This is a genomic window from Streptomyces purpurogeneiscleroticus (genome assembly GCF_020024005.1).
Taxonomy (GTDB): domain Bacteria; phylum Actinomycetota; class Actinomycetes; order Streptomycetales; family Streptomycetaceae; genus Streptomyces; species Streptomyces purpurogeneiscleroticus.
On record NZ_NHSG01000170.1, the window covers coordinates 24,161 to 50,043 of the forward strand.

Genomic DNA, 25,883 nt, shown 5'->3' on the forward strand with positions numbered 1-25,883 from the left:
TGAGGAATCGTGGAGTTCGACTGGACCACCGAGCAGACCACCCGGTTCGAGGACACCCTCAAAGCCGTCAGCACGGCCTTCCCGCTGACGGACGACGGCCCGCCCGCCGACTTCTACCGGCGCGAGGACTGGTTGCGGCTGGGCGAACTGGGGTTCCTCGGCCTGTCGGTTCCCACCCGCTACGGAGGGAGCGGGCTGGGCGCCCTGGAGACGGCGCACCTGGTGGAGGCATTGGGCCGCGGCTGCGGGCAGACCGGTCTCGTCTTCGGCGCCAACGCCCACCTGTTCGCCTGCGCGATGCCACTGGCCGAGTTCGCCACCGAAGAGACCCGCCGGCGGCTGTTGCCCTCGATGTGCACCGGCGAGGCCATCGCCGGGAACGCCATCACCGAGGAGACCGCGGGCTCCGACGTCGCCGCACTGACCACCACGGCCCACCGCACCACCGGCGGCTGGATCCTCAACGGCGAGAAGAGCTTCGTCAGCAATGGCCCGGCCGCCGACCTGTTCCTCACCTACGCACTCACCGACCGCGCTGCAGGACCCTTTGCCACCACCGCCTTCGTGGTGCAGCGCACTGCCGACGGCCTGACCGTGGGGGAGCCCTTCGCGAAGATGGGCCTGTCCCAGTGCCCGGCCGGCGGCCTGCGCTTCGAGAACTGCTTCGTCCCCGACTCGCACGTTCTGGGCGAGCCGGGCCAGGGCGGCATCATCTTCCAGCACTCCATGGGCTGGGAACGGACCTGCCTGTTCGCCGCCTACCTGGGCCTGGCCGACCGGCTTCTGGAGCAGTGCCTCCACCACGTCCGACAACGCCGGCAGTTCGGACGTCCGCTGACCGATTTCCAGGCCGTCACCCACCGCATCGCCGACATGAAGCTGCGCACCGAGGCCGCCCGGCTGCTGCTGTACCGGGCCTGCTGGGAGAAGGATCAGGAGCGACCCCACCGGCTGGCAACCGCCCTGTCGAAACTGGCGCTTTCCGAAGGGGTACTGGCCAGCGCGCTCGACACCGTACGGATTTTCGGCGCCCGGGGCTACCGCAGCGCGGACGGCATCGAGGCGGCCCTGCGCGACGCCGTGCCCACGGTGCTCTTCTCCGGGACCTCCGACATCCAGCGCGAACTGATCTGCAAGGAGCTCGGAATATGAAGCTGCACGGCCTGCTGACCGCCGCCGCGCGTCGACACCCGGACGCCCTGGCCGCCGAGGGCCCCGACGGCCGCCTGAGCTACGCCGAACTCGACGCCCTGGCAGAGCACTTCGCCGACGCCCTCTTCCACCAGGGCCTGCGGGCCGGGGACCGGCTGGTCATTTGGAGCTACAAGAGCGTGCAGACCATCGCCGTGATGCAGGCGGCCCTGCGCCTGGGGGCCATCTATGTCCCGGTCACCGGCTCCAACCCGCCCGCCCGCCTCATAAAGATCGTCGATGACGCCCGGCCGGTCCTGGTCCTCGGTGACGAGGCCGCCCTGCGCCGGGCCGACGGGAGGGACCTGGGCGCCAAGCTCCTCGGCTTCGCCGACCTGTACCCAGCGGCCGTCCCCACCCGCGAACGCCCCGCCCCGGAGGGTTCGGTCGACGAACCGGCCTACATCCTCTACACCTCCGGCTCCACTGGCGCCCCCAAAGGGGTGTGCATCAGCCATCGCAACGCTCTCGCCTTCGTCCACTGGGCGGTCAACGAACTGGCCGTCACCGCCGAGGACCGGCTCGCCAACCACGCCCCCTTCAACTTCGACCTGTCCGTCCTCGACCTCTACGGCGCCTTCCACGCCGGCGCCTCGGTGCACCTGGTACCCGAGGAGATGGCGCACGCCCCGGCGCAACTGGTGAGCTTCCTGCACCAGCAACGGATCAGCATCTGGTACTCCGTGCCGTCGGCGCTGACCTTGATGCTGCGCGAGGGCGGCCTGCTGGAAGGCGCACGACCGGCCCGGCTGCGCGCCTGCATCCTGGCCGGGGAGCCCTTTCCCCAGTACTGCGCCCGGACGCTGCACGAGCACTGGCCCACGGTGCGGCTGCTCAACTGGTACGGGCCGACCGAGACCAACGTCTGCACTTCCCATGAGATCACCGAGGCGGACCTGGTCGACGACGCGCCGCTGCCCATCGGCCGGGCCTGCTCCGGTGACACCGTGACCATCGACGCCGACCCCTCCGGCCAGGGTGAGATCACGGTCAGCGGCCCCACCGTGATGCTCGGCTACTGGGGCGGACGCCCCCACCAGGGGCCCTACCGGACCGGGGACATCGGCCGGACGGACGCACGCGGCGTCCTGCACTACGTCGGTCGCCGCGATCACATGGTCAAAGTCCGCGGCCACCGCATCGAACCAGCAGAGATCGAGGCCGTGCTGGCCGCCCACGAGGCAGTGGCCGAGGCCGCCGTCCTGGTGACCGGATCCGCGCTGAACGCCCGGTTGCTGGCCGTCGTCGTACCCCTCCCCGGCACCCCTCCCTCCCTGCTCGCCCTCAAGCGGCACTGCGCCGAGAGACTGCCGACCTACATGATCATCGACAGGCTGCTGCTGCGCGACCGCCTCCCCAGGACCGCCAACGGAAAGGTCGACCGTCCAGCCCTGCTGGCCGCGGCCGAGGGCGGACAGTCATGAACAGGGTCGGCGCCCGACCGGGCGCGCCCCTCAGCGAACCGGCCCCGCCCTCGGTGGACCTGCCCACCTTCCGCACCCTCATGGGATCACTGGCCGGCGCCGTGAGCATCGTCACCACCCTCGATGCCGACGGTGCACCCCGTGGCTTCACCTGCTCGGCGCTCTGCAGCGTTTCGGCCGACCCTCCGCTGCTGCTCGCTGGTGTCAGCAGCGGCAGCGGCACGCTGTGGGCCATCCAGGAAGGCCACCGGTTCGCCGTCAACATCCTCAGCAGCCAGGGCCGGCCGCTCTCCGACCTCTTCGCCTCCCGTAACGCCGACAAGTTCGCGGGCCTGGACTGGACGCCCGGAAAGGTCACCGGCATGCCTCTCTTCGAGGCCGCCGTCGCCCACACCGAGTGCGTGCTGGAGCGGACCATCGAGGCCGGCGACCACCACCTCGTCCTGGGCCGCGTCGTGGGCGGCTCCACCCGGCCCCAACGCACCCCGCTGGCCTACTGGCGCGGCTCCTACGGCCACTTCGTTCCTGCATCCCGCCGGTCACCCGAGGAGGAGTCATGAGCGTCCACGACGAGGAGGCCATTGCCCTCGTCGGAGCCGGCTGCCGGTTCCCCGGCGACGCCGAGGGCATGGACGGCCTCTGGCGCCTGCTGCGTGACGGCCGGGACGCGATCGGCGAGGTGCCGCCCTCACGGTGGGACCTGGAACGCTACTTCGACCCCGACCCGGCAACCCCGGGCACCATGTACACCCGCTGGGGCGGATTCCTCTCCGACATCGACCGGTTCGACACCGAGTTCTTCGGCATCGCGCCGCGCGAAGCACGGCAGATGGACCCCCAGCAGCGTCTGCTGCTGGAGGTCGCCTGGGAGGCTCTGGAGGACGCGGGCATCGTGCCGGCCCACCTCGCCGGCACCCGCACCGCGGTCTTCACCGGCGGACTGGGCATCGACTACTTCCTCCTCCACGCCCGGCAGGCGGGCATCGAGGCCATCGACCCCTGGTACGCGACGGGGAAGGAGGCCAGCTTCACCTCCGGCCGGCTCTCCTATCTGCTGGGCCTGCACGGGCCCAGCCTGTCGCTGAACACCGCCTGCTCCTCCTCCCTGGTCGCCCTGCACCTCGCCCGGCAGTCGCTGCTGACCGGAGAGTCCGACACGGCGCTGGTGGGCGGCGTCAACCTGCTGCTCTCGCCCGAGCTGACGGTCTTCATGTGCAAAGCCGGTGCCATGTCACCCGAGGGCCGCTGCAAGGTCTTCGACGCCACCGCCAATGGAATCGTGCGGGGCGACGGCTGTGCCGTTGTCGTCCTCAAGCGGCTGAGCGACGCCCTGGCCGACGGCGATGACGTGCTGGCCGTCATCCGCGGATCCGCCGTCAACCACGACGGCCGCAGCGCGGGCCTGACCGTACCGAGCGTGGGGGCGCAAGAACGCCTCATCCGGGCCGCCCTGCACAGCGCCCGCGTCACACCGCAGCAGATCGGTTACGTCGAGGCGCACGGCACCGGCACCCCGCTCGGGGACCCCATCGAAACCTGCGCCCTGGGACAGGTGTATGCCGAAGGCCGCCCGGCCGACCAGCCCCTGCTCATCGGATCGGTGAAGTCCAACCTCGGCCACACCGACGCCGCCGCCGGGCTCGCCGGCCTGTTGAAGACCGTTCTGGCGGCCCGGCACGGCCACATCCCACCGACCCTGCACCTGGACACGCCCAACCCGAACATCGACTGGGAGACCTGGCGTCTCAAGGCTCCCAGCACCGCCACTCCCTGGCCCGACCGGCCCGGCCGGCCGCGCCTGGCAGGTATCAGCGCCTTCGGCCTCAGCGGAACCAACGCGCACGTCATCATCGAGGCTCCGCAGTCCGCCGCCCGCCCCGCCCCCGAGCATGAGCCGGCGGCCGGCGGCACCAGCGCCGGCCGGCTCGTGCTGCCCCTCTCCGCCCGCACCGGCACGGCTCTGCGCGAGCTGGCCGCGGCACACCGCGACCGCCTGGGTTCTCTTTCCGCCCTCGACGGGGACCCGGCCCGCAACCTGGCCTCCTATGTGGCCACCGCCGCGTCCCGCCGAACCCACCACGCGGCCCACCGGCTGGCGGTCACCGGCGAGAACGCCGCCGAACTGGCCGAACGCCTGGCAACGGCGGCGACGGTGCCCGGGGCGAAGGTGACCGACCCACCGGAAGGGGTGTGCCTGGTCTTCTCCGGGCAGGGCGGCCAGTGGCCCGGAATGGGCCGCGGGCTGCTGCAGGAAGAAGCCGTCTTCCGGACCGCACTGGATGAGTGCGATGCGCTGTTGTGGGAGCAGGCGGGCTGGTCGGTCATTGATGAGCTGACCGCGCCGGAGGAACACTCGCGCCTGGCGCGGACCGAGTTCGCCCAACCGGTGATCTTCGCTCTCCAGGTGGCGCTGGCGGCTCTGTGGAGGTCCTGGGGGATCCCGGTGACGGCCGTCGTCGGCCACAGCATGGGGGAGATCGCTGCCGCGCAGGTTGCCGGTGTGCTGAGCGGCGAGGAGGCGGCACGCATCGTCGTGCACCGCGGGCAGCTGCTCCAGCGCGCCGCCGGCCGGGGACGCATGGCCACCATCGCCCTCGGCGAGCGCGCCGTCCAGGATCTCCTCACCCCCTTCGCAGGACACCTGTGGACAGCGGCCGTCAACGGACCGAGCAGCACGGTCGTTGCCGGAGACCCTGAAGCGCTCCAGGCGTTCATCGACACTGCCGGTGCCCAGGGGCACCGCTGCAAGTCGATGCGGGGCGACCACGCCTTCCACACCCCCCAGCTCGCTCCGCACGGACAGGACCTGGTGAGTCTGCTGGACGGGCTGCGTCCGCGCACCCCGCGAATCCCCTTCTTCACCACCACACCCAACGACGACGGAGCCCTGCCGCGGGAACAGCCCGTCCTCGACGCAGCGCACTGGGGACGCAACATCACCCACCCGGTGCGATTCGCCGACGCGGTGCACGCGCTGCTCACCGCCGGACACCGGGCCTTCGTCGAAGTGGGCCCCCACCCCGTTCTGGCACAGCCGCTCAGCCAGTGCCTGGAGGCGGCCGGGACCGAGGGTGTGCTGGTCGCCTCGATGCGCCGCTCGGCGGAAGAGACACAGACGGTGCGTGGCGCCCTGTGCACCCTGTACGAGGCCGGACTGACTCCCGACTGGCAGTCGGTCGGCCCATCCGGCACCTCACTGAGCAGGCAGCTGCCCCGCTACCCCTGGCAGGGCGACCGGCTGTGGTTCCCACAGCGCGCGGAGGACCACAGCGCGGGGACCGCCGGTGCCGACGAAACCGGTGCGGCGGCGGTGGCAGGCAAGGCGGCAACGTCTCTCCCCGCTGCCCGGCCCGACCGGCAGGAGCTGGCCGACCTGGTCGCCACCCTGGCCGCCCGAGTACTGGAACTCCCCGACGGCAGTTCCCTCACTCGCCGGCAGGGCTTCGCCGAACTGGGCATGGACTCCCTCGGCGCGGTGGAGCTGACCAAGCTGCTGGAGCGGTCGTTGCAGGTCAAGCTCTCCCGGGTCGCGGCCCTGGACCACCCCACCGTCGAACGTCTTGCCGACCACCTGCACCAGCAGCTCGCCCAGCACGCCGAGGATGCGCAACCGTCCGCGGAAGAAGCGGACCGCTCCGCCACGACGCCCGCACCTTCGCTGCCCGCACCGGCCGGCCCCTCCGCCGGTGTGGACGGTCCGGAACCTGTCGCCGTGGTGGGACTGGGCTGTCGCTTTCCGGGCAGTGCGACGGGGCCGGATGCCTACTGGCAGATGCTGCACCAGGGCGTCGATGCGATCCGTACCGTCCCCGAGGAACGGTTCGACTCGACCCAGTTGTGGCGGGGCGGCTTCCTCGATGAAGTGGCCGGCTTCGACGCGGCCTTCTTCCGCGTACCGCCTCGCGAGGCCCGGGTGATGGACCCCCAGCAGCGCCTTTTCCTGGAGGTGGCCTGGGAGGCGCTGGAACACGCCGGCCTGCCGCCCACCAGCCTGCACGGTACCCGCACCGGTGTGTTCCTCGGCATGAACTCCACTGACTACACGCAGCTCGTCACCGCTCATCCCGACAACGTCGACGCCTTCTACGGCACCGGCAACTCCTTCACCGCGGCGGCGGGCCGCCTGTCCTACCTCCTGGGCATGCAAGGCCCCAGTCTGGCTGTGGACACCGCCTGCTCCTCCTCCCTGGTCGCAGTGCATCTGGCGCTGCGCAGCCTGCGCAGCGGCGAGAGCAGCGTGGCCCTCGCCGGCGGCGTCAACCTCATCCTCACCGACACCATCCACCGGTCCACCAGTGCCATGGGAGCGCTCGCCCCCGATGGCCGATGCAAAACCTTCGACGCCTCCGCCGACGGCTACACCCGGGGTGAGGGCTGTGGCGTGGTGGTGCTCAAGCGCCTGACCGACGCCCTGGCCGACGGGGACCGGGTGCACGCCGTGCTCCTGGGCTCGGCCGTCAACCAGGACGGCGCCAGCAGCGGCCTGACCGCCCCCAACGGGCCGGCCCAGCAGGCGCTGGTACGCCAGGCTCTTGCCGACGCCCACGTGGCACCGCACGAGGTCGGGTACGTCGAAGCGCACGGCACGGGCACCCCGCTGGGTGACCCGATCGAACTCCAGGCGCTGGGTGCCGCGCTGGCACCCGCGGCACAGGCCGACGGCCAGGCCGCTCCCCGTTGCTGGGTGGGCTCGGTGAAAACCAACCTCGGCCACTTGGAGGCCGCTTCCGGTATCGCCGGCCTGATCAAGACGGTGCTGATGCTCGGCCACGAGGAAATTCCCGCGCATCTGCACTTCACCCGCCCCAGCCCGGCCATTGCCTGGGACGAGCTGCCCTTCGACGTGCCCGTACACCCCGTTGCCTGGCCCAGGAAGGAGGGGCAGCGGCGGGTGGCCGGCGTCAGCGCCTTCGGCTTCAGCGGTACCAACGCCCATGTCGTGCTTGCTGACCCTCCGCCGGTGCAGACGTCCGCCAATCGCCGGCCGGACATGGACACAGGGCGAGAGGTACTGCCGGCGATCTTCACGATGCCGCTGTCAGCGGCCACCCGCCCTGCTCTGCAGGATCAGGCCCGTGCCTACCGCGATGTGCTCGCCACCGTGGACGATACGGACCTGCCCGCTCTCACGCGGACGGCCGCGCTGCGACGCAGCCACCTGGAACAACGGCTGGTGGTCGCCGGCACCGACCGACAGGCACTTACCCAGCGACTGGATGCGTTCCTGCGCGGCGAAGACGGCCCGGGCATCAGCGTCGGACGGGCGGGGGAGACCCCCCGGCGCGGCCCCGTCTTCGTCTTCTCCGGACACGGCTCCTACTGGCAGGGCATGTGCCAGGACCTGGTGCACGACGAGCCCGTCTTCCGAGCCGCAGTGGAACGCTGCGATCACGCCCTGCGGCCCCACATCGGTTGGTCGGTGACCGAGACGCTGCTCCGGGGCAGCGGACCGGAGACGGAACTGGACCAGCAGTTCCTGCTCTTCAGCGTGCAGTACGCCCTTGTGGAGACCTGGCGCCATCTGGGCATCGAGCCGGCCGCCGTGGTGGGGCACAGCATGGGTGAGGTATCCGCCGCCCTGTGCGCCGGCGCCCTGAGCCTGACGCAGGCTGTTGAGGTGATGGTGCACCGCACCGAGGTGCTCAAGGACCTCATGGGCCGCGGCGGCATGGCTGTCGTCGGACTGGACGCGGACCGCACGGCACAGGAGCTGCGCGGCCTGGAGGACCGGCTGTGCGTCGCGGTGGTGAACAGCTACCGCTCGACCGTCGTCTCGGGTGAGAAGGCGGCCCTGGCCGCACTCGAAGCACGGCTGCGGCAACGAAACATCTTCTTCCGTACCGTGGCTGCCGGTGCGCCCGCGCACAGCCCGCTGGCCGAGCCTCTGCGCGAACGACTCGTGGCCCTGCTCGAGGGGCTTGCGCCCCACCCGCCCCGTACGCCGATCTTCTCCTCGGTCACCGGCGGCCGGGCCGACGAGTCGCTGGACGCGGCCTACTGGGGACGGAACCTGCGCGAGACCGTCCGGTTCGCCGACGCGGTACGTGCCCTGGCCGCCGAAGGCCACGACACCTTCGTCGAAATCTCCCCCCACCCGCTCCAACTCAATCCGTTGGGCCATGAAATGGAGGCGGCGGGGGTGGCGAACGCCCTGCTGGTGCCCTCGCTGACGCGGGAGTCCGACGCGGGCCTGTCCCTGCTGACCGCCCTGGGCGACCTGGCCGTCCACGGACGCTTCACGCATTGGGAGAAGCTGCACCCCCAGGGTGGCGAACCGGTCTGCCTGCCCGCCTACCCGTGGCAGCACAAGCCCTACTGGGTCGAGCACACCGCACCGCCCGCCACCCGGGGCGGCAGGGGCGGCCACCCTCTGCTCACCCGCGACCTGCGCCCGGCGGGAGGTGGGGCCTCCCGTCTCGTCGAGGCCGACATCGATGCCGCACTGGCCCACGACCTGGGTGCCGCCGACGTCCACGGCACCCGGCGGCTGCCCACCGCCGCCTGGATCGAAATGCTGCTCGCGGCGCTGGCACAGGAGCACCCGCACCGCGGCTACCGAGTGGAGCAGCTGCGTCTTCCGCGCCCCTTCCACATCAAGTCCGGCGGCACGGCCGTCGCCCAACTCGCGCTGGACACCGAGCCCGGCGGAGCGGTCGCGTTCGCACTGCACGCCCGCGACACCGGCGCCGCAGAGCCCTTCCGCGAGTTCGCCACCGGCAGCGCGCGACCGTACCGCTGCCCCCGCGCCGCGACGCGAGAAGCGGTGCGTTCCCACACCGAACCGGACGAGTATCTGGCGCAATGGGTGACAGCGCGGACCAGGCCGGGGCCCGAGGCGGAACCGACCGCCCGAGCCCTCTCCAGCTGGCGCACCGCTGACGCCCTGGAGATCGAGACCGAGCACAAGCCGGCCGGCCGGCGCTGGAGGTTCGCGCCGAGCGTGCTGGAGCTGGCCCTGGGCCTGCCCGGCCTGCTCCTCGGTGAGGCGGCCGGCAACCCTGCAACGGACCTGTACGTCGACCGGATCGGCTCGGTGGTCATCCATGGCACGCCCGGGAACCGCGTGCGCATCGGCGCTCGGCTGAGCGGGCACGGAAGCGAAGCCCGCGGCCGGGTGTGGCTGACCGACCCGGACGGAACCGTCCTGGCCGAACTGGACGACATCCGTCTCGCCCGCGCGCCCGGCACCGTGCCCACTGCGCAAGAGCGGCAGCGGGTGGCCGGCCGCCTGTACGAGACCGCCTGGCGCGAGGTGTCCCCCTCCGAAACCACCGACGGCGCGTCCCCCGAGGACGGCTGGCTGCTTCTCGCGGACAGCGGCGGGGTGGCCGATGCACTGGCGCGCCTGCTGCGGGACCACGGCCGGACTGTGCGCGTCCTCGCGCCGGCAAGCACCGGCGCGACCCCTCCCGATCTGCCGTCGGCACTGCAGGATCTGCTGCCCGGCCCGGGGCGACGGCACGTGATCCACATGACGGCGCTGGACCTGCCGGACCACATGCCCACCTCCACCGACCTGACCGCCATCGCCGACGCGACGGAAGCCGTGCGGGCCGCCTTCGACGCCGCCCGGGCTGCATCGGCCCCCGACGCACCGGTGCGCGTCCTCTGTGTCACCCGGGGCGCGCAGACCACCGGCCCGGGCGACCATCCCGCCCCGCTCCACGGGCCGGTCAGCAGCCTCGCCGCCGTCTCCGGCGTCGACTTCCCGGGCGTATGGGGCGGCACCATCGACCTCGACCCGTATACGACCGGCACAGAGGACCAGGCCGCAGAGCTGCTCGGCGCACTCCTGTCCTGCGGGCAGGCGGACAACCTCGCTCTCCGGGAGGGGCGCCGCCTGGCGGCCCGCATCGTGCGCTGCCCCGCACCGCCTCCCGTGCTCGAGCCCCTTGCGCTGCGCCCGGATCGCACCTATCTCGTCGCCGGCGACGACAGTGCCCTGACCACCCACATCACCCGGTGGCTGCACGACCGGGGCGCCCGCACGGTGATTTCGCTCGGGGCCCCGCACGTCTGCCCGGACGCCGTGGACCGCGTCCTCAAGGAGGCGACCGAGGCCGGCGTTCCGGTCGCGGGGGTGATCTGGGCCGGAGCCGACTGGCACTTGGCCGCCGCCGACGACGCCCCGCTGACCCGGGTGGACATCGAGGCTCTGGTGCGGGAACGAGGACTGGGCCCCTGGGTCCTGCACGATGCCTGCCTGCGGCAGGGCACGCAGCTGGACCTCTTCGTGCTCTTCGGCTCGGTTGCCTCGGTCTGGGGTTCGGCGGGCGCCGACCGCCACGCCGTGCCCCACGGCCTCCTCACCGCCCTGGCCGCCCACCGACGCGCCCTCGGGCTGCCGGTGCACGACATTGCCTGGGGGCCGTGGGAGGGCGTGGAGTTGCTCGACGAGGCCGGCCGCGACCTGCTGGTCCGCAGCGGCCTGACCCCCCTGACCCCGGATGACGCGACGGAACTGCTTACCCACGTCACAGCCGGCGAACGCGGTACCTCCCTGGCGGCAGCCGAAGCCGACTGGAGCCTGCTGCTGCCGCTGTTCCGGCAGTCCTTGCCGTGCTGGCCGCTCTTCGATGAGCTGGAAGAATCCGCCGAGGTGCCAGCGCGGGACACCGATGCCCTCCTGGCACGGCTGCGCGTTGCCCCCGCGCACGTCCGCGACGAACTCCTTCTGGATTGCGTGATGGAGGAGGTCTCCGTCGTCGTCGGCCTGGAGGACCCCGCCGAGCTGGACCCGCAGCGCGGCTTCTTCGAGATGGGCCTGAGCTCGATCACGGTGCTGGAGCTGCGCGTACGCCTGGAGCGCCGATTCGGCTGCCGTCTGCCGGCGACCCTGGCCTTCGACCATCCCACCAGCGACGCGGTCGCCCGGCATCTGGCCACTGACGTCCTGCAGTTGACTCCGCAATCCACCGATACGGCAGGGCCCCCGGAGGAGGCAGGTACGCCCGGCACCGACTCCGAAGCCGACCTGCTGGCCGCGGACTCCTCCGACGAGGAACTGCTCGCCCTCCTCGACAAGGAGATCGCCGCCGCGAGCGACCTGATGCGCCCCGGCTCCCGGCACGCTCGCCGCCCGGCCGACCCCCTCGGAAACGAACAGGAGTGACCATGGACCCCCTTGCCGAAGCCGTTGCCTGCGGAGCCTCTCCCCAGGTGCTGCAAAGCACCGCGGTCCCCGACAGCTACGTGGCTGCTCACCTGCGCAAAGAAGACGTCGGAATGTTCGCCGGCGTGCAGGACAAGGACGTGCGGAAGTCGCTGCGGGTGGGCCGGGTGCCCATGCCCCGGCTTGCACCGGACGAGGTGCTCGTCGCCGTAATGGCCAGCTCCGTCAATTACAACAGCGTCTGGTCCGCGATGTTCGAGCCGCTGCCCACTTTCGACTTCCTCGCCCGTTACGGGCGCGAAGGCGGCTACGCGACCCGGCACGACCAGCCGTATCACGTCCTGGGGTCGGACGCGGCCGGCGTGATCGTCCGTGTCGGTGACGGCGTGCGCAAGCACAAGGTCGGCGACCACGCCGTGATCAGCTGCATGCAGGTCGATGACCAGGAACCGGCCACGCACGCCGATGGCATGCTCGGCGCCGGCCAGCGCGCCTGGGGATTCGAGACGAACTTCGGTGGCCTGGCGCACTACGCCATCGCCCGAGCCAGCCAGATCCTGCCCAAGCCCGCCCATCTCACCTGGGAAGAGGCCGCCAGCACCATGCTGACGGCCACCACCTCCTACCGCATGCTCATCAGCGACAAGGGCGCCCGCATCAAGCTCGGTGACATCGTCCTGATCTGGGGAGCGACGGGAGGGCTGGGAGCCTTCGCCGTCCAGCTGGTCAAGCACGCCGGCGGCATCCCGGTGGGTGTGGTCGGCTCGCAGGAGAAGGTGGGACCGGCACAGAAGCTGGGCTGCGATGTAGTGATCAACCGCCAGGAAATCGGCATGGGCGGCGAGGTCACCCCCGAGCGGACCATCGAGCAGGGCAAGCGCCTGGGAAAAATCATCCGGCGAGAGGTCGGGGAGGACCCGCACGCCGTCTTCGACTACGTAGGCCGTGCGACGTTCGGCATCTCGGTCTTCGTCGTCCGCCGCGGTGGCACGGTGGTCACCTGCGGGTCCAGCACCGGCTACCAGCATCTCTACGACAACCGCTACCTGTGGATGAACCTCAAGCGGATCGTCGGCAGCCACGCCGCGAACCTCCAGGAACAGGCCGAGTGCAACCGCTTGTTCAGCCTCGGCAAGCTCGCTCCGGTGCTCTCCGCCGTCTACTCCCTTCAGGAGACCCCCGAAGCCGTTCGGCTCGTGCAGCAGAACCGGCACACGGGCAAGGTCGGAGTGCGTTGCCTGGCCCCCCGGGAAGGACTCGGTGTCACCGATCCCCAGCTGCGTGAACACCTCGGACCGCAGCGTCTGAACCCCCTGCGCACGCTCGGTTAGTCCCCCTTCGAGGAACGGATGAGCGAAGAATGGCCAAGCAAGCAGTCGGCATCCTCGGCACCGGGTCCTATGTGCCCAAGGAAGAGGTGACCAACGCGGAGATTGCCGGCCGCGTGGGCGTGGAGACGGAGTGGATCGAGCGCAAGACGCAGATCACCGCTCGCCGCTACGCCGCCCCGTCGGAGGCGACCTCGGACCTGGCCGCGGCCGCAGCCCGCAAGGCTCTGGAACAGAGCGGCCTGGAAGCGCCGGAGATCGACTACCTCATCGTCGCCACCTCCACCGGTGACCTGCCCCAGCCGCCCACCGCCTACCTCGTTCAGGACCTGATCGGGGCCACGAACGCTGCCTGCTTCGACATCAACGTGGTCTGCAGTGGCTTCGTATACGGTCTCGCGTTGGCCCAGAGCCTCATCCAGCAGCGTCCGGCCGTGCGGGCCCTGGTCATCGCCGCCGACGTCTACTCTCGCTGCCTGGACTTCTCCGACCGGCGCACGGCCGTGCTGCTGGGAGACGGCGCCGGGGCCGCGGTCCTGGGCGCCACCTCCTCCCCGTACGGGTTCGTGGGCTTCGAGCTCGCCAGCCGGGGCGACGCCCAGCGCCTGATCCGGGTCGAGGCGGGCGGCAGCAGGCTGCCGGCCTCGCACACCACCCTCGCCGAAGGGCAGCACTTCTTCCGTATGGACGGCCGCGGCGTCCGCGACTTCGTCATGGAGCACTTCCCGCCGCTGGCCCGCAAGCTCGCCCACAGCGCCGGCGTGCCGCTGGAAGAGGTGCAGCACTTTGTACCGCACCAGCCCAACGGTGTGCTGCTGACCCGCCTGACCGAGCACGCCGGCCTGACGAGGGCGCAGACCCACCGCACGCTGGAGCGCTACGGGAACATGGGCAGCGCCTCCGCCGCCGTGACCCTCGACGAGGCCCATCGAGCGGGGCGGTTCAACGACGGGGACCTCCTGCTGATCGGCACCTTCGGCGGTGGCATGTCCCTGGGCGCGGCCCTTCTGCGCTGGGGCGCCTTTCCCCCTCCCGCCGCGGCCGCCTGAGCCGGCCCATTCCCTCCCGACGAACAAGGAGACGCAATGACGCCATCCGCCGTGCCCAACGGCGCAATCCAGCGTGTCGGCATCGTCGGATGCGGCCTGATGGGCTCAGGCATCGCCCAGCTGTGCGCCGGTGCCGGCCTGGACGTCCGCATCGCCGTACGGACGCCCACGGCGATTCCGGCTCGGCGCCGGGAGCTGTGCGCAGCGTTCGACCGTGCCGTGCGCAAGCGGCACATGACCGGGGCCGCTCGGGACAGGGCACTGGAGCGCATCGACTTCACCACTGAACTGACCGACCTCGCGGACCGGCAGCTCGTCATCGAGTCGATCACCGAGCAGAAGTCGGCCAAGGCGGAGCTGTTCGCGGCCCTGGACAAGATCCTCCAGGACCCGGAAGCCGTACTGGCCTCCAACACTTCCTCCGTCTCCATCACGAGCCTGGCCGCTGTCACCGATCGGCCGAGCCACGTACTGGGCATGCACTTCTTCAGTCCCGCACCGGTCATCCCGCTCGTCGAGCTGACGCCCTCCCTGCACACCGAGCCCGCGGTGACGGCACACGCCGAAACCTTCGTCACCACGGTGCTCGGCAAGAAAGCCCTGCACACTCCCGACCGTGCCGGCTTCCTGGTCAACTCCTTGCTCGTGCCCTATCTCGTCTCCGCCATCCGCATGCTGGAATCCGGGCAGGCCAGTGCGGCGGTCATCGACCAGGCGATGGTCCATGGGTGTTCACACCCGGTCGGCCCGCTGAAACTGGCGGACCTCATCGGCCTGGACATCATCGCCTCGGTGGCCACCGCCCTGTACGAGGAGTTCAAGCAGCCGCTGTATGCACCACCGCCCCTGCTCGTGCGCATGGTCGAGGGCGGGCTGCTGGGCAAGAAGACGGGGCGTGGCTTCCATGTCTACGAGCAGTAGGAAGCCACAGCTCACGCTCTACTGCCTGGCGCACGCCGGCGGGAGTGCGGAGAGCACGTTCGCCCAGTGGCCCTCCTTCCTGCCGCGCGAGGTGGAAGTGGTGCCCTTGGAACTGCCCGGTCACGGCAGACGGCTGCGCGAGCCGCTCCTCGACAGCGTCGAGAGCATCGTCGCCCTGCTCGCCGCTCAGGTGCGCGAGCGGACCGGCCCCTTCGCGTTGTTCGGGCACAGCCTGGGAGCCGTGGTGGCCTTCGCGCTCGCCCGGCACCTCGCCGACCGGGGAAGGCATGCCGCGGCACTGCTGGTCAGCGGACGCAACGCGCCCGGTGAAGCTCCCTCGCACCGGCTCCTTCACGACCGCCCGGACAGTGAGTTCCTCAACGCGCTCGTGGAGTACGGGGGACTGCCGCAAGCCCTGCTGGACGAGAAGGAACTGCTGGATCTGTACCTCCCCGTACTGCGCAACGACATCCGTATCGCAGAGACCGGCACACTGCCTCCTGACGCCCTGAACATTCCCCTCATGGCATTCGCCGGCCTGCACGACCGGCTCACCCATGTCGCAAGGGTCGCAGCATGGGAGAGCCACACCACCGCAGGATTCGAGCTGTGCCTGATAGAAGGCGGACACTTCTATCTCACCGATCAAGAATTCCGTTGCGAGCTGGCTCGTCAGCTGCGGCGTATCGCCGGCGACGTGAGCATATCCGTCCGGTCTCACCGCTGTGCCCAGAAGTGTTGAGCAGGGCAAAAGCGTAACTGAACCGGGCCCCTTCACCATGTAGCCGTTGCGGAAAAAGCAACCGCAGTGCGGCCACCCAGAGATTCTCCGGAGGAAAAGTGGCGGTGACGGACCGTGAAATCATCCACGATGCGATCAGGGAGTACATACGGAAGAACTTTCTCGACGGGTCGGAGATCGAGGAGCTGACCGGTGACACCCCGCTGCTGGAATGGGGCGTGCTCACTTCCATGAACACGACGCTGCTGTTGACGTTCATCCGTACCGAACTGGGGGTGAACGTGCCTCCCCTCTACATGACCGGAGGCCATTTCGCCGACATCGACTCGATAGCGGACATGGTGTGCAAGCTGTCCGTCGAATCGGCGTGAATGCACACGGACTGCATCGTGCCGACCGCAGTGCACGGCCACATACACAGGAGAGGCTTGTGGAAGCAGAGTTCGACATCGGCATCATCGGCGGTGGCCCGGCGGGAGCGACGGCCGCCTCGTACCTGGCCAAAGCGGGGCTTTCCGTCGCGGTCTTCGAGAGCGAGACATTCCCCAGGGAGCACGTGGGGGAGTCCCTGGTCCCCGCCACGACTCCGGTACTGCTGGAGATCGGGGCCATGGAGGCGGTCGAGGCCGCCGGCTTCCCCAAGAAGTACGGAGCCGCCTGGACCTCCGGTGAGCAACGGGACATCGACCACCTCGGCTTCCGCGGCCTGACCCACAACTTCCAGGCTGCCGAAGTGCTGTTCAGCGAGCGGGACCAGCCCGGCGTCGACCGCGACTACACCTTTCACGTGGACCGCGGGAAGTTCGACCACATCCTCCTCAAGCACGCCGAGAGCCTCGGGGCGAAGGTATTTCAGGGGGTGCGGGTCGGCAAGGTCGACTTCGGCGGTGAGATGCCCGTTCTGCGCGTCGGACTGGGAAGCCGGAGCGTCGGAATACCGGTGCGGATGGTCATCGACGCCAGCGGGCGGCGGACGCACCTGGGGAATCAGAAGAAGTTCAAGATTCCCGATCCCGTCTTCAATCAGTATGCGGTGCACGCCTGGTTCGATGGATTCGACCGCAAGGCATTGGCGGTGGACAAGGAGCAGGCCGACTACATCTTCATCCACTTCCTGCCTGTCAGTGACACCTGGGTGTGGCAGATCCCGATCACCGACACCATCACCTCGGTCGGAGTGGTGAGCCAGAAGCAGCGGTTCAAGGAGTACAACGGTGACCGGGAAACCTTCTTCTGGGACACCGTCGCGAGCCGTCCCGAACTCCTTGAGGTGCTCAAGAACGCCGAACAGGTCAGGCCGCTGAAGACGGAGGGCGACTACAGCTACGGCATGAAGCAGATCACCGGCGACAACTTCGTCCTGATCGGTGACGCGGCGCGCTTTGTGGACCCCATCTTCTCCAGTGGAGTGAGCGTGGCGCTCAACAGCGCCCGCATCGCCTGCCAGGACATCATCGCCGCGGCACAGGCCGGCGACTTCTCCAGGAGCCGGTTCGCCTCCTACGAGAAGAAGCTGCGCCGCGGCGTGAGCAACTGGCACGAGTTCATCTCCATCTACTACCGGCTCAACATCCTCTTCACGGCGTTCGTGCAGGACGACCGTTACCGTCTCGACGTCCTGAAGATGCTCCAGGGCGACGTCTACGACGAGGACGAGCCCAAGGCGCTGGCGGCGATGCGGGAGATCGTCGAGGCCGTCGAGAACGACCCCCACCACCTCTGGCACCCGTATCTGGGCGACCTCAAGGCCCCCGCCAGCGCGCCGAGCTTCTGAAGCGCTGCCCCGACCACCGTGCTCCCGTGCCGGCCGCCACCCGGGCGCGGGAGCACGGTCCGTGACACACGGCTCGGCCGACGACCAGGAGCCGGTTCGATCTGCGTGCGGCGACGGCCGCGCGAAGTCCAAGAGGTGACGTGCCGGTTTGCGTGCTTTCCCGGAGCGGCCGGCCGTCACCGGCACAACGAGATTCAGAGCGGCACGTTGCCGTGCTTGCGTTCAGGAAGCGGGGCGTGCTTCTGGCGAAGGGCCTCCAGCGAAGCCACGAGCACCTGCCGCGTCTCACCCGGGTCGATGACGTCGTCGACCAGGCCACGCTCAGCGGCGTAGTACGGGTGCATCAACTCCGCACGGTACTGCTCCACAAGACGCCGCCTGGTCTCCTCCGGATCATCGGCCGCCTCGATCTGCCGGCGGAACACCACATTGGCCGCGCCCTCCGCGCCCATGACCGCGATTTCGTTGGTGGGCCATGCAAATGACAGGTCCGAGCCGATGGACCGGGAGTCCATGACGATGTAGGCACCCCCGTATGCCTTGCGCAGGACGACCGAGATGCGGGGAACCGTGGCGTTGCAGTAGGCGTACAGCAACTTCGCCCCGTGCCGGATGATCCCCTCGTGCTCCTGCGTCACGCCAGGCAGAAAACCCGGCACATCCACCAACGTCACCAAGGGAATGTGGAAGCTGTCGCAGATGGAGACGAACCGAGCCGCCTTCTCGCTCGCGGCGATGTCGAGGACGCCGGCGAGTACCTGGGGCTGGTTGGCCACCACGCCGACGACATGACCGCCGAGCCGGGCGAGCATGCACACGATGTTCCTCGCCCACGCCTCGTGCACCTCCAGAAACTCCCCGTCGTCGACGACCTCTGCGATGACATCGCGCACGTCGTATCCCCGTCTCGGCGAGGCGGGCACCAGATCCACCAGTGCGTCCGTGCGCCGGTCCGGTGGGTCGTCACAGGGGACAACGGGCGGCAGACAGCGGTTGTTGGCAGGCAGCAGCGACAGCAGGTACCGGACCTCCTCCAGGCACTCGGCCTCGTCGTCGTGGACGAAGGCAGCGACACCGGACTTGCGCGCGTGCACATCGGCACCGCCCAGATGCTCGTGACTGACCTGTTCGCCTGTGACGGCTCTGACAACATCCGGACCGGTGATGAACATCTGCGAACTCCCGCGCACCATGAACGTGAAGTCCGTCAGTGCAGGGGAGTAGGCCGCGCCGCCCGCACACGGGCCCAGCAGCACACTGATCTGAGGGATCATCCCGGAGCATTCGACGTGCCGGCGGAAGATCATGCCGTACCCGGCCAGCGCCGTGACACCCTCCTGGATCCTGGCCCCCGCACCGTCGTTGAGGCTGACCAGCGGAGCACCGGCAGCGCAGGCCAGGTCCATGATCTTGTGCACCTTGGCGGCATGCGCCTCTCCCAGTGCGCCGGCGAAGACGCGGAAATCATGGGCGTAGGCGAACACCTTTTTCCCGTGGACCGTTCCCCAGCCGGTCACCACACCGTCCCCGTCCGCCCGTCGCGACTCCATCCCGAAGCCGTGCGCCCGGTGCTGCCGGAAAGGCTCGATCTCCCGGAAGGAGCCCGGGTCGAAAAGAACGTCCAGGCGTTCGCGAACCGTCAGTTTTCCCTTGGCATGCTGCTTGCGTGTCGCCTCCTCAGGGGCCGATCGAGCCCGGGCCTTGCGGAGCGCCAGGTCTTCCGTCGCCCTGCGCATACCCGATTCCGCCCCTTGCGGGGAAAGCGCAGCTGTGTGATGACTGCTCATCGCCTCACCGTGAGACGCGCGCCTCAAAATTTGCTACAGACCCCTGTCGGGCAAAGCGGGCGAGGCATGTCGCGAACGGCGCGCCGCAGTCAGTTGACCAGTGTGGACACCTTCCGGCCCCCGCCGGCCGGGGTACCCAGGCTGGGACGTCGGTCGAGGGCGTTGGGACGAGCAGCGGAGGGCTAGCTTGGCAAAAGCACCGAAGCGGAAGCCGTCACCGAAGCCGCACAGAAGGGCACCGGCTGCATGAAGATGCTGGTCAGCGTCTCAACCCTGGACACGAGCGCCGGCGCCCGCGGAATGAGCCCCAAGGAGGTCGGGGTGCTTCCCGCCCGGTGCCTTGCCCGCCCGTGGGCCGGCAACAGCTCCGGTGCCGCGCGTCGTGGAGAGGCGGTGTGAACGCAACGATGAGGCGTGTACACGGGCGGGCCTTCTGCAGTGGTCGACCAGGGACGACATGAAGCACCGACTCGGGTGGAACCGGCGATAGACAGGGGGATCGGAACAGTGGCTGAGATCAGCGTCCTAGGGCCGTTCAGCGCATCCGTGGACGGCGTTTCCATCGTGCCGAGCGCTACCAAACCGCGACAGGTTCTGGCGCTTCTGGCACTGCAGCAAGACAGGATCACCACCTGCTCCGTGCTGATGGAGGAGCTGTGGGGAGAGAACATACCCAAAAGCGCTCGGACGGTCCTGCAGACGTACATCGTCCAGCTCCGCAAGAGAATCGCGGCCGCGCTGGGCAGGGGCGACACCGGACCGGCAAAGAAAATGCTGGTGACGCGTCAGGACGGCTACCTGCTGCGCTCCGACTCGGGATGGCGGGACTACGAGGAATTCGACCGCCTCGTCGATCGTGGGCGCAAGGCAGCGACGAGAGGAGACGACCGGGACGCCTCCGAGAACTACCGGCGAGCGCTCGGCCTGTGGAAGGGGCCGGCCCTGGTGGATGTGCGGGTGGGCAGCATGCTGGAACTGGAGCGCCTGCGCCTGGAGGAGAACCGCATGGCGGCCCTGGAGCAGCGCATCGACGCCGACCTGCGCCTGGGGCTTGCCGCGACGCTCATTCCTGAGCTGAGCGTCCTGGCGGCCCGGTATCCGCTGCACGAGAACTTCTGCGCCCAGCTGATGACCGCGCTCCACCGGGCGGGCAATTCCTGGCGCGCGCTGGAGGCGTATCAACGCCTTCGCCACTCCCTCGCCCGGGAGCTCGGAGTGGAGCCGTCGGTAAGGGCGCAACGCGTCCGGCAGTCACTGCTCGCCGGCGAGGACCCCGCAGTCCATGTCCTCTGAACGCGTTCGGGAGTCTGCGAAGCAGAAGGAGGGAGAGAGCCGGCGAGGCAGTCAGGGGTCCGTGCGCAACAGTGCGCGGTCACGCGCGGCCCTGTTGAAGGCCGCCAGACAGCACTTCGCCGCACACGGTTTCGTCCGGGCCACCGTACGCGGTATTGCCGCGGACGCCGCGCTCGACCCGAGCCTGATCAACCGGTATTTCGGCGGCAAGGAGGAGCTTTTCGCGGCCGCGGTCGCCATCGACCTGACGCTGCCCGACCTCGCCGGTCTTGCCCGACACGACGCCGGCAGGGTCATGGCCCGGGAATTCATCGAGCGCAGCGAAAGCGGCGTGGTCCACGATGTGCTCCGCGCCCTGCTGCGCTCGGCGGCGAGTCACGCCCCCGCCGCCGAGCGACTGGAGGAGTTCCTCCTGGCTGCTGTGCGGCCAGGTGTCGATGCCTTCGCGCCCGACCGCCGGGAGGTGCGCGCCGCCCTGATAGCCAGTCAGCTGCTCGGCGCGGTGTCCTGCCGTCACACTCTCGCCCTGCCCGGCCTCGCGCAGCTGGACAGCGACGCCCTCGCCGACCACCTCGCCGGGGGGATCCAGCACTGTCTCACCTCCCCGCTGGAGCGAGGCGGTGAAGGAGCTGGGGCGTAATGCCGTCACTCCGGGAGCCCCGGGTTCGTCTCAGCAGCCAGGACCGACACACCTCGAGGCGGGCGAGAGGAGCACTCCAGTGCGCCTGTGGGCGCGACACCTGGGCACCCTGACGGTCAGCGCGACCGGTGCACCCACCCGGGGATTGGCATCCCCCGGCCTGCTCTCCAAGCTGGAGACACGCTTGATCGATGGGAAAGGGAACCCGTGTCCACACAGTACTGGCCCGAAGGGGTTGGGGTCCTGGGCGCGGGCGGTGAGGGCCTGGCCCTCGCCGCCCACCTTGCCGCACACGGCGAATCGGTCCACCTGTGCACCAGAGACCCCGCGAAAATCGCAGGCATCCACCAGCGCCGCTCGATCCGCGCCCGTGGGGTCCTCGAAGGCCGACTGCCACTCGCCACGGTCGGCAACGATCCTGGTGAACTGGCCCGGCGCTGCCCGACGTTGTTCGTCGCCACGGTGACCACCGCCTATCCGGAGGTTGCCGCCCGGCTGGCCCCGTACCTGAACTCCGGGCACACCGTGGTGCTGTTCTCCGGCAAGCTCTGCGGCAGCATCGAGTTCGCCCACGTCCTCGCACGGAACGGGCACACCGGAGCCGACATCCTGGAGACGGATGCCTTGTTCGCCGCGCGGCCCTGGGAGGACCACGGGGTAACAATCCACGGCGTGAAGAAGTGGAACCTTTTCGCAGGCACCCACAGCGCTGTCACCAAGCGGCATGCCGACCGCCTGCAATGTCTTTTTCCCGGCCTGCAGCCCGGGCGGAACGTCATCCAGCGGGGCCTGACAGACTTCGGTGCCGTCGCCCATCCCTCCATCGCGCTCGCCAATATCAGCAGGATCGACCGCGGTGAGAAGCTGCTGTTCTACCGCGAGGGGCTCTCGAAGCGCACCGCGGTCCTGTTGGAGCAGGTGGCGCTGGAGTTCCGGCAGGTCGGCGAGGCATACGACGCGCCGGTGCCGACTCTCGCCGAAATACTGGACCTGTACTACGGGTGTGAGGGCGACACCGCGCTGGACGCCATGCGCACCGTCACTCCGTACCGCACCATCACCGCACCAACCTCGCTGGACCACCGCTTCCTGCACGAGGACGTCTCCTCCACGCTGGTGCCGATGACTGAGCTCGCCCGCAAGGCCGGTCACGCCACGCCCATGACGGATGCGCTGATCGCCTTCGCCTCGACGCTCTCCCGCCAGGATTACCGCAGCAGCGGGCGCACACTGACCAGCCTCGGCTGGGATCGGCTGACACACGCGGAGATCCGCGACGTCCTGAACCGCTGAGCGGCACCGGCTGCCCGCCGCGGACGGCAGTGTGCTGTGCGGCTCCTCTAGCGGTACCGCCGGGCCACTCGTGGGCCCACCCCGGTGACCAGTTCATTGGTGATGGTGCCCAGCAGCCGGGCCCAGTGGGCGGCGGTCGGTTCGCCGCGATCGCCGGGACCGTAGAGGACCACCTCGTCCCCGGGGTCCGCATCGATGTCGCCGAGGTCGATGACGAACTGGTCCATGCAGACCCGCCCGGCGATGGGGCGCCACTGTCCGGCGATGTACACCGGGGCGATGTTGCCGGCGTGCCGCGGCACGCCGTCGGCGTAACCCAGAGGGACGATACCCAGCCGGGTGGGCCGGGTGGTGGTGTAGGTGCTGCCGTAGGAGACGCAGTGTCCCGCAGGTACTTCTTTCACCTGAGCCAGGCGGGCGCTCAGGGTCATGGCCGGGCGCAACCGGGTGGGCCGCGCTGCCACCTGAGGCCATAGCCCGTACAGGGCGATGCCCGGGCGGACGAGGTCGAAGTGGGCCTTGGAGGAGAGGAGGGTTGCGGTCGAGTTGGCCAAGTGCCGGACTTCGGGGCATATTCCGGCGCGTTCCGCCTGGTACACCGCGCTCTGGAACACCTCGATCTGCCGGCAGGAGCGTGCATCGCGCGGATCGTCGCTCGCTCCCAGGTGGGACCACAGGCCCACTACCTCCAGCAGGCCGTCGGCCTCGGCCTTCAGAGCGGCCTCCACCAGCACTGGCCAGGCGGACATCGGGGCTCCGCCCCGGCCCAGTCCGGAGTCCACCTTCAGATGAACCCGGGCCGGCAGGCCGATCTGCGCGGCCGCTTCAATGATCTCGTCGATGGCCCACAGATCGGCGGCGGAGAGGTCCACGCGCGCGGCAATGGCCGTCTTCCACTGTGCGCCCGGAGTGTTGAGCCAGCACAGGAGGGGGGCGAGGATGCCGGCCCGCCGCAGTTGAAGTGCCTCCTCGATGTTGGCTGTACCGAGCCACCGTGCGCCACCTTGAAGAGCGGCGCGCGCCGTCTCCACGGCTCCGTGCCCGTAGGCATCGGCCTTGACCACCGCCATGACGTCTGCTGTTCGTGCCGCAGCGCACAGCAGGGCGGCGTTGGCCTGAATGGCCGAGAGGTCGATGGTGGCGCAGGCGGCTGGCATGTATGTCACGCGCGGAATCTACGCGGGCGGGGAAGCGGCGGCGAGGCCCGGTCGAGACCTCGCCCGGAGTGCCCGATCCGGTACTCCACCCGACACGCGTGGTCACTACACGCAGTTACCCAGGAGCAGGGAGTTAAAATTTTCTGTAAGAGAAATTACTTCTTCACAGTTCAGCTGGCTCTCTGTAATGTTTGTTAGGAGCTCTCCGGCCCACATCGGGCCACTCGTACTGCTGTGAGGAGACCTGATGGTCACCCTGTCCGCAGAGCGACGCCGAGGCATGTCTTTGGGCATCGTTGCGTGCACAACAGCCCTCAGTGCCACCGCGTGTGCAACGGGCGGCCAAGCGACGCAAGCCCCGCCCCCCAGTGCGGCCGCAGTCGTCGACCGGGTGAAGAAGGACCCGGCGCTCCATGCCGAACTGCCCGCCGTGATCCAGCAGGCCGGGGTGGTGCGTGTGGCGTCCGACGTGCCCTATCCGCCGTTCGAGATGTTCACCGCCGACGGGGCCAGCGGTGCCGGCTCCCTCACAGGGCTCGACTACGACCTGGGACGCGCGATCGGCAAACGGCTGGGCGTGCGGTTCGCCTTCACCCCGCACAAGTTCGACGGCATCGTGCCCGCCATCCACGCCGGCAAGTACGACGCGGCCATGTCGGCCATGACCGATACCCGGGAACGGCAGCGGGTCCTCGACTTTGTCGACTACTCGCTCTCCGGCACCGGCCTGTTGGTGCGGCAAGGCAACCCGACCCGCATCAGGGAGCTCAAGGATCTGTGTGGCCGCAAGGTGGCCGCACAGGCAGCCACCAACCAGGCCGCGCTGATTCGCAAGAGCCAGTCCCTGTGCACGACGGCGCACCGCGCCCCCATCGAGCTGCTGACCTACCCCAAGGACTCGGATGCTCAGCTGGCCCTGAGCAGCCGGAAAGTGGACGCCTCGGCGGTCACCAAGCCGGCGGCCGGCTACATCGCGAAGACGGTCAACCGCGGCACGACCTTCGACCTCGTCGAGGATCCCCGGGCTCCCGGCGGTTACGACGCCACTCCCAACGGGATCGCCGTGACGAAAAAGCTGCCGGCCCTGACCCGGGTCCTGCGCAAGGCCCTCCAGTCGCTCATCGACGACGGCACCTACACCCACATCCTCGACACCTATGGCGTGGGCAGTATCGGCCTGCGTCAGGCCACGATCAACGCGGCAAAGGACTGAGATGCCGACATCCACCACCCCGAGCTCGGCCCGGACCCCCGCGCCACAGACTTCGCGTGACAGCCATACCGTGCCCGTGCGGCACTACGGGCGGTGGGCCGCCACCGCACTGGTCCTGCTGGCCACCGCCGGTCTGCTCTGGTCACTGGCCAAGAACCCCAACGTCGACTGGCCCACCGTCGGCCACTACCTGTTCCACCCTCTGGTGTGGCAGGGGATGTGGACCACGGTCTGGCTGACCGCTGCCGCCATGGTGCTGGGCCTGCTCGGTGGCACGGTCGTCGCTGTCATGCGGCTCTCGCCCAATCCCGCCATGTCCGGCATCGCCGGCGCCTTCATCTGGATCTTCCGCGGCACGCCGGCCCTCATTCAGATCATCTTCTGGGGCTATCTCGCGGCCCTCTACCAGAACCTCAGCATCGGCGTGCCGTTCACGCACATCACCTTCTTCTCCATTCCCACCAATGACCTCATCACCCCGACGATGGCGGCCCTCCTCGCCCTGGGCCTCAATGAAGTCGCCTACGCCGCGGAAGTCATCCGCGGCGGCATCCGCTCCATCGACAACGGCCAGTCCGAAGCGGCTCAATCCCTGGGCATGACACCGCTGTTGACCATGCGCCGCATCATCCTGCCGCAGGCCATGCGCGTCATCATCCCGCCGATGGGCAACGACACCGTCACCATGCTCAAGACCACCGCCCTGGTCTCGGTGATCGCCGGTCACGACCTGATGTCCAACATCCAGGACGTCTACGCCCAGAACTACAAGGTCGTTCCCCTCCTTTTCGTCGCAGGCATCTGGTACCTGGTGCTCGTCTCCCTGCTCAGCGTGCCCCAGCGATGGCTCGAACGCCGCTACGGCGATACCTCTGACCGGCCCAGCACCTGGCGCCGCCTCACCGGCCTCACCCTCGCCCGCAGCCGAGGCGCGAAGGAGCGCACGTCGTGAACACCAC

At 69.4% G+C, this 25,883-nt stretch carries 17 protein-coding genes; 15 read left to right on the forward strand and 2 right to left on the reverse strand.

The genetic code is table 11. The annotated features are described in order from the left end of the window. Nucleotides 1–9 precede the first annotated feature (9 nt). The 10 genes from CCS38_RS09985 to CCS38_RS10030 all read left to right on the forward strand — a co-directional run bounded on the left by CCS38_RS09985 (nucleotide 10) and on the right by CCS38_RS10030 (nucleotide 17,541). Complete coding sequence (locus tag CCS38_RS09985; RefSeq protein ID WP_223732852.1) at nucleotides 10–1,152, forward strand: acyl-CoA dehydrogenase family protein; 1,143 nt, start codon at nucleotides 10–12, stop codon at nucleotides 1,150–1,152. Next, nucleotides 1,149–2,615 carry an AMP-binding protein gene (locus CCS38_RS09990; protein WP_223732853.1) on the forward strand — a complete coding sequence of 489 codons (1,467 nt, stop codon included), beginning with the start codon at nucleotides 1,149–1,151 and terminating at the stop codon, nucleotides 2,613–2,615. The genes CCS38_RS09985 and CCS38_RS09990 overlap by 4 nt, the downstream gene beginning before the upstream one ends. Beyond that, nucleotides 2,612–3,175 (forward strand): flavin reductase family protein, encoded by a 564-nt coding sequence (locus CCS38_RS09995; protein ID WP_223732854.1) that lies wholly within the window; start codon nucleotides 2,612–2,614, stop codon nucleotides 3,173–3,175. The genes CCS38_RS09990 and CCS38_RS09995 overlap by 4 nt, the downstream gene beginning before the upstream one ends. Continuing rightward, on the forward strand, nucleotides 3,172–11,727 hold the full coding sequence (locus tag CCS38_RS10000; RefSeq protein WP_223732855.1) for a type I polyketide synthase: 8,556 nt from the start codon (nucleotides 3,172–3,174) through the stop codon (nucleotides 11,725–11,727). Before CCS38_RS09995 ends, CCS38_RS10000 begins: the two co-directional genes overlap by 4 nt. Nucleotides 11,728–11,729: 2 nt before the next feature. Further along, a complete protein-coding gene (gene ccrA / locus CCS38_RS10005) occupies nucleotides 11,730–13,058 on the forward strand; it encodes a crotonyl-CoA carboxylase/reductase (protein ID WP_223732856.1) in 1,329 nt (442 codons plus the stop codon). A gap of 29 nt (nucleotides 13,059–13,087) precedes the next feature. Further along, entirely contained in the window at nucleotides 13,088–14,104 is a 1,017-nt protein-coding gene (locus tag CCS38_RS10010) for a 3-oxoacyl-ACP synthase III family protein (RefSeq protein WP_223732857.1), read from the forward strand. Nucleotides 14,105–14,140: 36 nt separating this feature from the next. Next, on the forward strand, nucleotides 14,141–15,025 hold the full coding sequence (locus tag CCS38_RS10015) for a 3-hydroxybutyryl-CoA dehydrogenase (RefSeq protein WP_223732858.1): 885 nt from the start codon (nucleotides 14,141–14,143) through the stop codon (nucleotides 15,023–15,025). Beyond that, nucleotides 15,009–15,767 carry a thioesterase II family protein gene (locus CCS38_RS10020; protein WP_223732905.1) on the forward strand — a complete coding sequence of 253 codons (759 nt, stop codon included), beginning with the start codon at nucleotides 15,009–15,011 and terminating at the stop codon, nucleotides 15,765–15,767. The genes CCS38_RS10015 and CCS38_RS10020 overlap by 17 nt, the downstream gene beginning before the upstream one ends. Nucleotides 15,768–15,871: 104 nt before the next feature. Then, nucleotides 15,872–16,138, forward strand: coding sequence for an acyl carrier protein (locus CCS38_RS10025; RefSeq protein ID WP_223732859.1), 267 nt, complete (start codon nucleotides 15,872–15,874; stop codon nucleotides 16,136–16,138). A 59-nt stretch (nucleotides 16,139–16,197) separates the two neighbouring features. Further along, complete coding sequence (locus tag CCS38_RS10030; RefSeq protein ID WP_223732860.1) at nucleotides 16,198–17,541, forward strand: NAD(P)/FAD-dependent oxidoreductase; 1,344 nt, start codon at nucleotides 16,198–16,200, stop codon at nucleotides 17,539–17,541. 194 nt (nucleotides 17,542–17,735) lie between these two features. Here CCS38_RS10030 and CCS38_RS10035 read toward each other — a convergent pair whose 3' ends face one another. Continuing rightward, nucleotides 17,736–19,277, reverse strand: coding sequence for an acyl-CoA carboxylase subunit beta (locus CCS38_RS10035; RefSeq protein ID WP_223732861.1), 1,542 nt, complete (start codon nucleotides 19,275–19,277; stop codon nucleotides 17,736–17,738). Between the two features lie 558 nt (nucleotides 19,278–19,835). Between CCS38_RS10035 and CCS38_RS10040 the strand changes: the two genes are divergently transcribed. The 3 genes from CCS38_RS10040 (at nucleotide 19,836) to CCS38_RS10050 (ending at nucleotide 22,554) form a co-directional block, all read left to right on the forward strand. Next, nucleotides 19,836–20,621, forward strand: a complete 786-nt coding sequence (locus CCS38_RS10040; RefSeq protein WP_223732862.1) for an AfsR/SARP family transcriptional regulator — start codon at nucleotides 19,836–19,838, stop codon at nucleotides 20,619–20,621. Between the two features lie 94 nt (nucleotides 20,622–20,715). Beyond that, on the forward strand, nucleotides 20,716–21,261 hold the full coding sequence (locus tag CCS38_RS10045) for a TetR/AcrR family transcriptional regulator (protein WP_263301890.1): 546 nt from the start codon (nucleotides 20,716–20,718) through the stop codon (nucleotides 21,259–21,261). A 207-nt stretch (nucleotides 21,262–21,468) separates the two neighbouring features. Next, complete coding sequence (locus CCS38_RS10050; protein WP_223732864.1) at nucleotides 21,469–22,554, forward strand: NAD/NADP-dependent octopine/nopaline dehydrogenase family protein; 1,086 nt, start codon at nucleotides 21,469–21,471, stop codon at nucleotides 22,552–22,554. Between the two features lie 47 nt (nucleotides 22,555–22,601). Here the strand turns inward: CCS38_RS10050 and alr are convergent, their stop codons facing one another. Continuing rightward, on the reverse strand, nucleotides 22,602–23,711 hold the full coding sequence (gene alr / locus CCS38_RS10055) for an alanine racemase (protein WP_223732906.1): 1,110 nt from the start codon (nucleotides 23,709–23,711) through the stop codon (nucleotides 22,602–22,604). 247 nt (nucleotides 23,712–23,958) lie between these two features. Between alr and CCS38_RS10060 the strand changes: the two genes are divergently transcribed. After that, complete coding sequence (locus tag CCS38_RS10060; RefSeq protein ID WP_223732865.1) at nucleotides 23,959–24,924, forward strand: ABC transporter substrate-binding protein; 966 nt, start codon at nucleotides 23,959–23,961, stop codon at nucleotides 24,922–24,924. A gap of 70 nt (nucleotides 24,925–24,994) precedes the next feature. Beyond that, nucleotides 24,995–25,876, forward strand: a complete 882-nt coding sequence (locus CCS38_RS10065) for an amino acid ABC transporter permease (protein ID WP_223732866.1) — start codon at nucleotides 24,995–24,997, stop codon at nucleotides 25,874–25,876. The last annotated feature ends 7 nt before the right edge of the window (nucleotides 25,877–25,883 follow it).

Excerpts from the sequence above, each read along its gene's own strand:
- CCS38_RS09990 (WP_223732853.1), top strand. The coding sequence starts at position 1,149 with ATGAAGCTGCACGGCCTGCTGACCGCCGCCGCGCGTCGACACCCGGAC.
- CCS38_RS10010 (WP_223732857.1), top strand. The coding sequence starts at position 13,088 with ATGGCCAAGCAAGCAGTCGGCATCCTCGGCACCGGGTCCTATGTGCCC.
- alr (WP_223732906.1), bottom strand. The coding sequence starts at position 23,711 with ATGCCAGCCGCCTGCGCCACCATCGACCTCTCGGCCATTCAGGCCAAC.
- CCS38_RS10000 (WP_223732855.1), top strand. The coding sequence starts at position 3,172 with ATGAGCGTCCACGACGAGGAGGCCATTGCCCTCGTCGGAGCCGGCTGC.
- CCS38_RS10015 (WP_223732858.1), top strand. The coding sequence starts at position 14,141 with ATGACGCCATCCGCCGTGCCCAACGGCGCAATCCAGCGTGTCGGCATC.
- CCS38_RS10020 (WP_223732905.1), top strand. The coding sequence starts at position 15,009 with ATGTCTACGAGCAGTAGGAAGCCACAGCTCACGCTCTACTGCCTGGCG.
- CCS38_RS10060 (WP_223732865.1), top strand. The coding sequence starts at position 23,959 with ATGGTCACCCTGTCCGCAGAGCGACGCCGAGGCATGTCTTTGGGCATC.
- ccrA (WP_223732856.1), top strand. The coding sequence starts at position 11,730 with ATGGACCCCCTTGCCGAAGCCGTTGCCTGCGGAGCCTCTCCCCAGGTG.
- CCS38_RS09995 (WP_223732854.1), top strand. The coding sequence starts at position 2,612 with ATGAACAGGGTCGGCGCCCGACCGGGCGCGCCCCTCAGCGAACCGGCC.
- CCS38_RS10035 (WP_223732861.1), bottom strand. The coding sequence starts at position 19,277 with ATGCGCAGGGCGACGGAAGACCTGGCGCTCCGCAAGGCCCGGGCTCGA.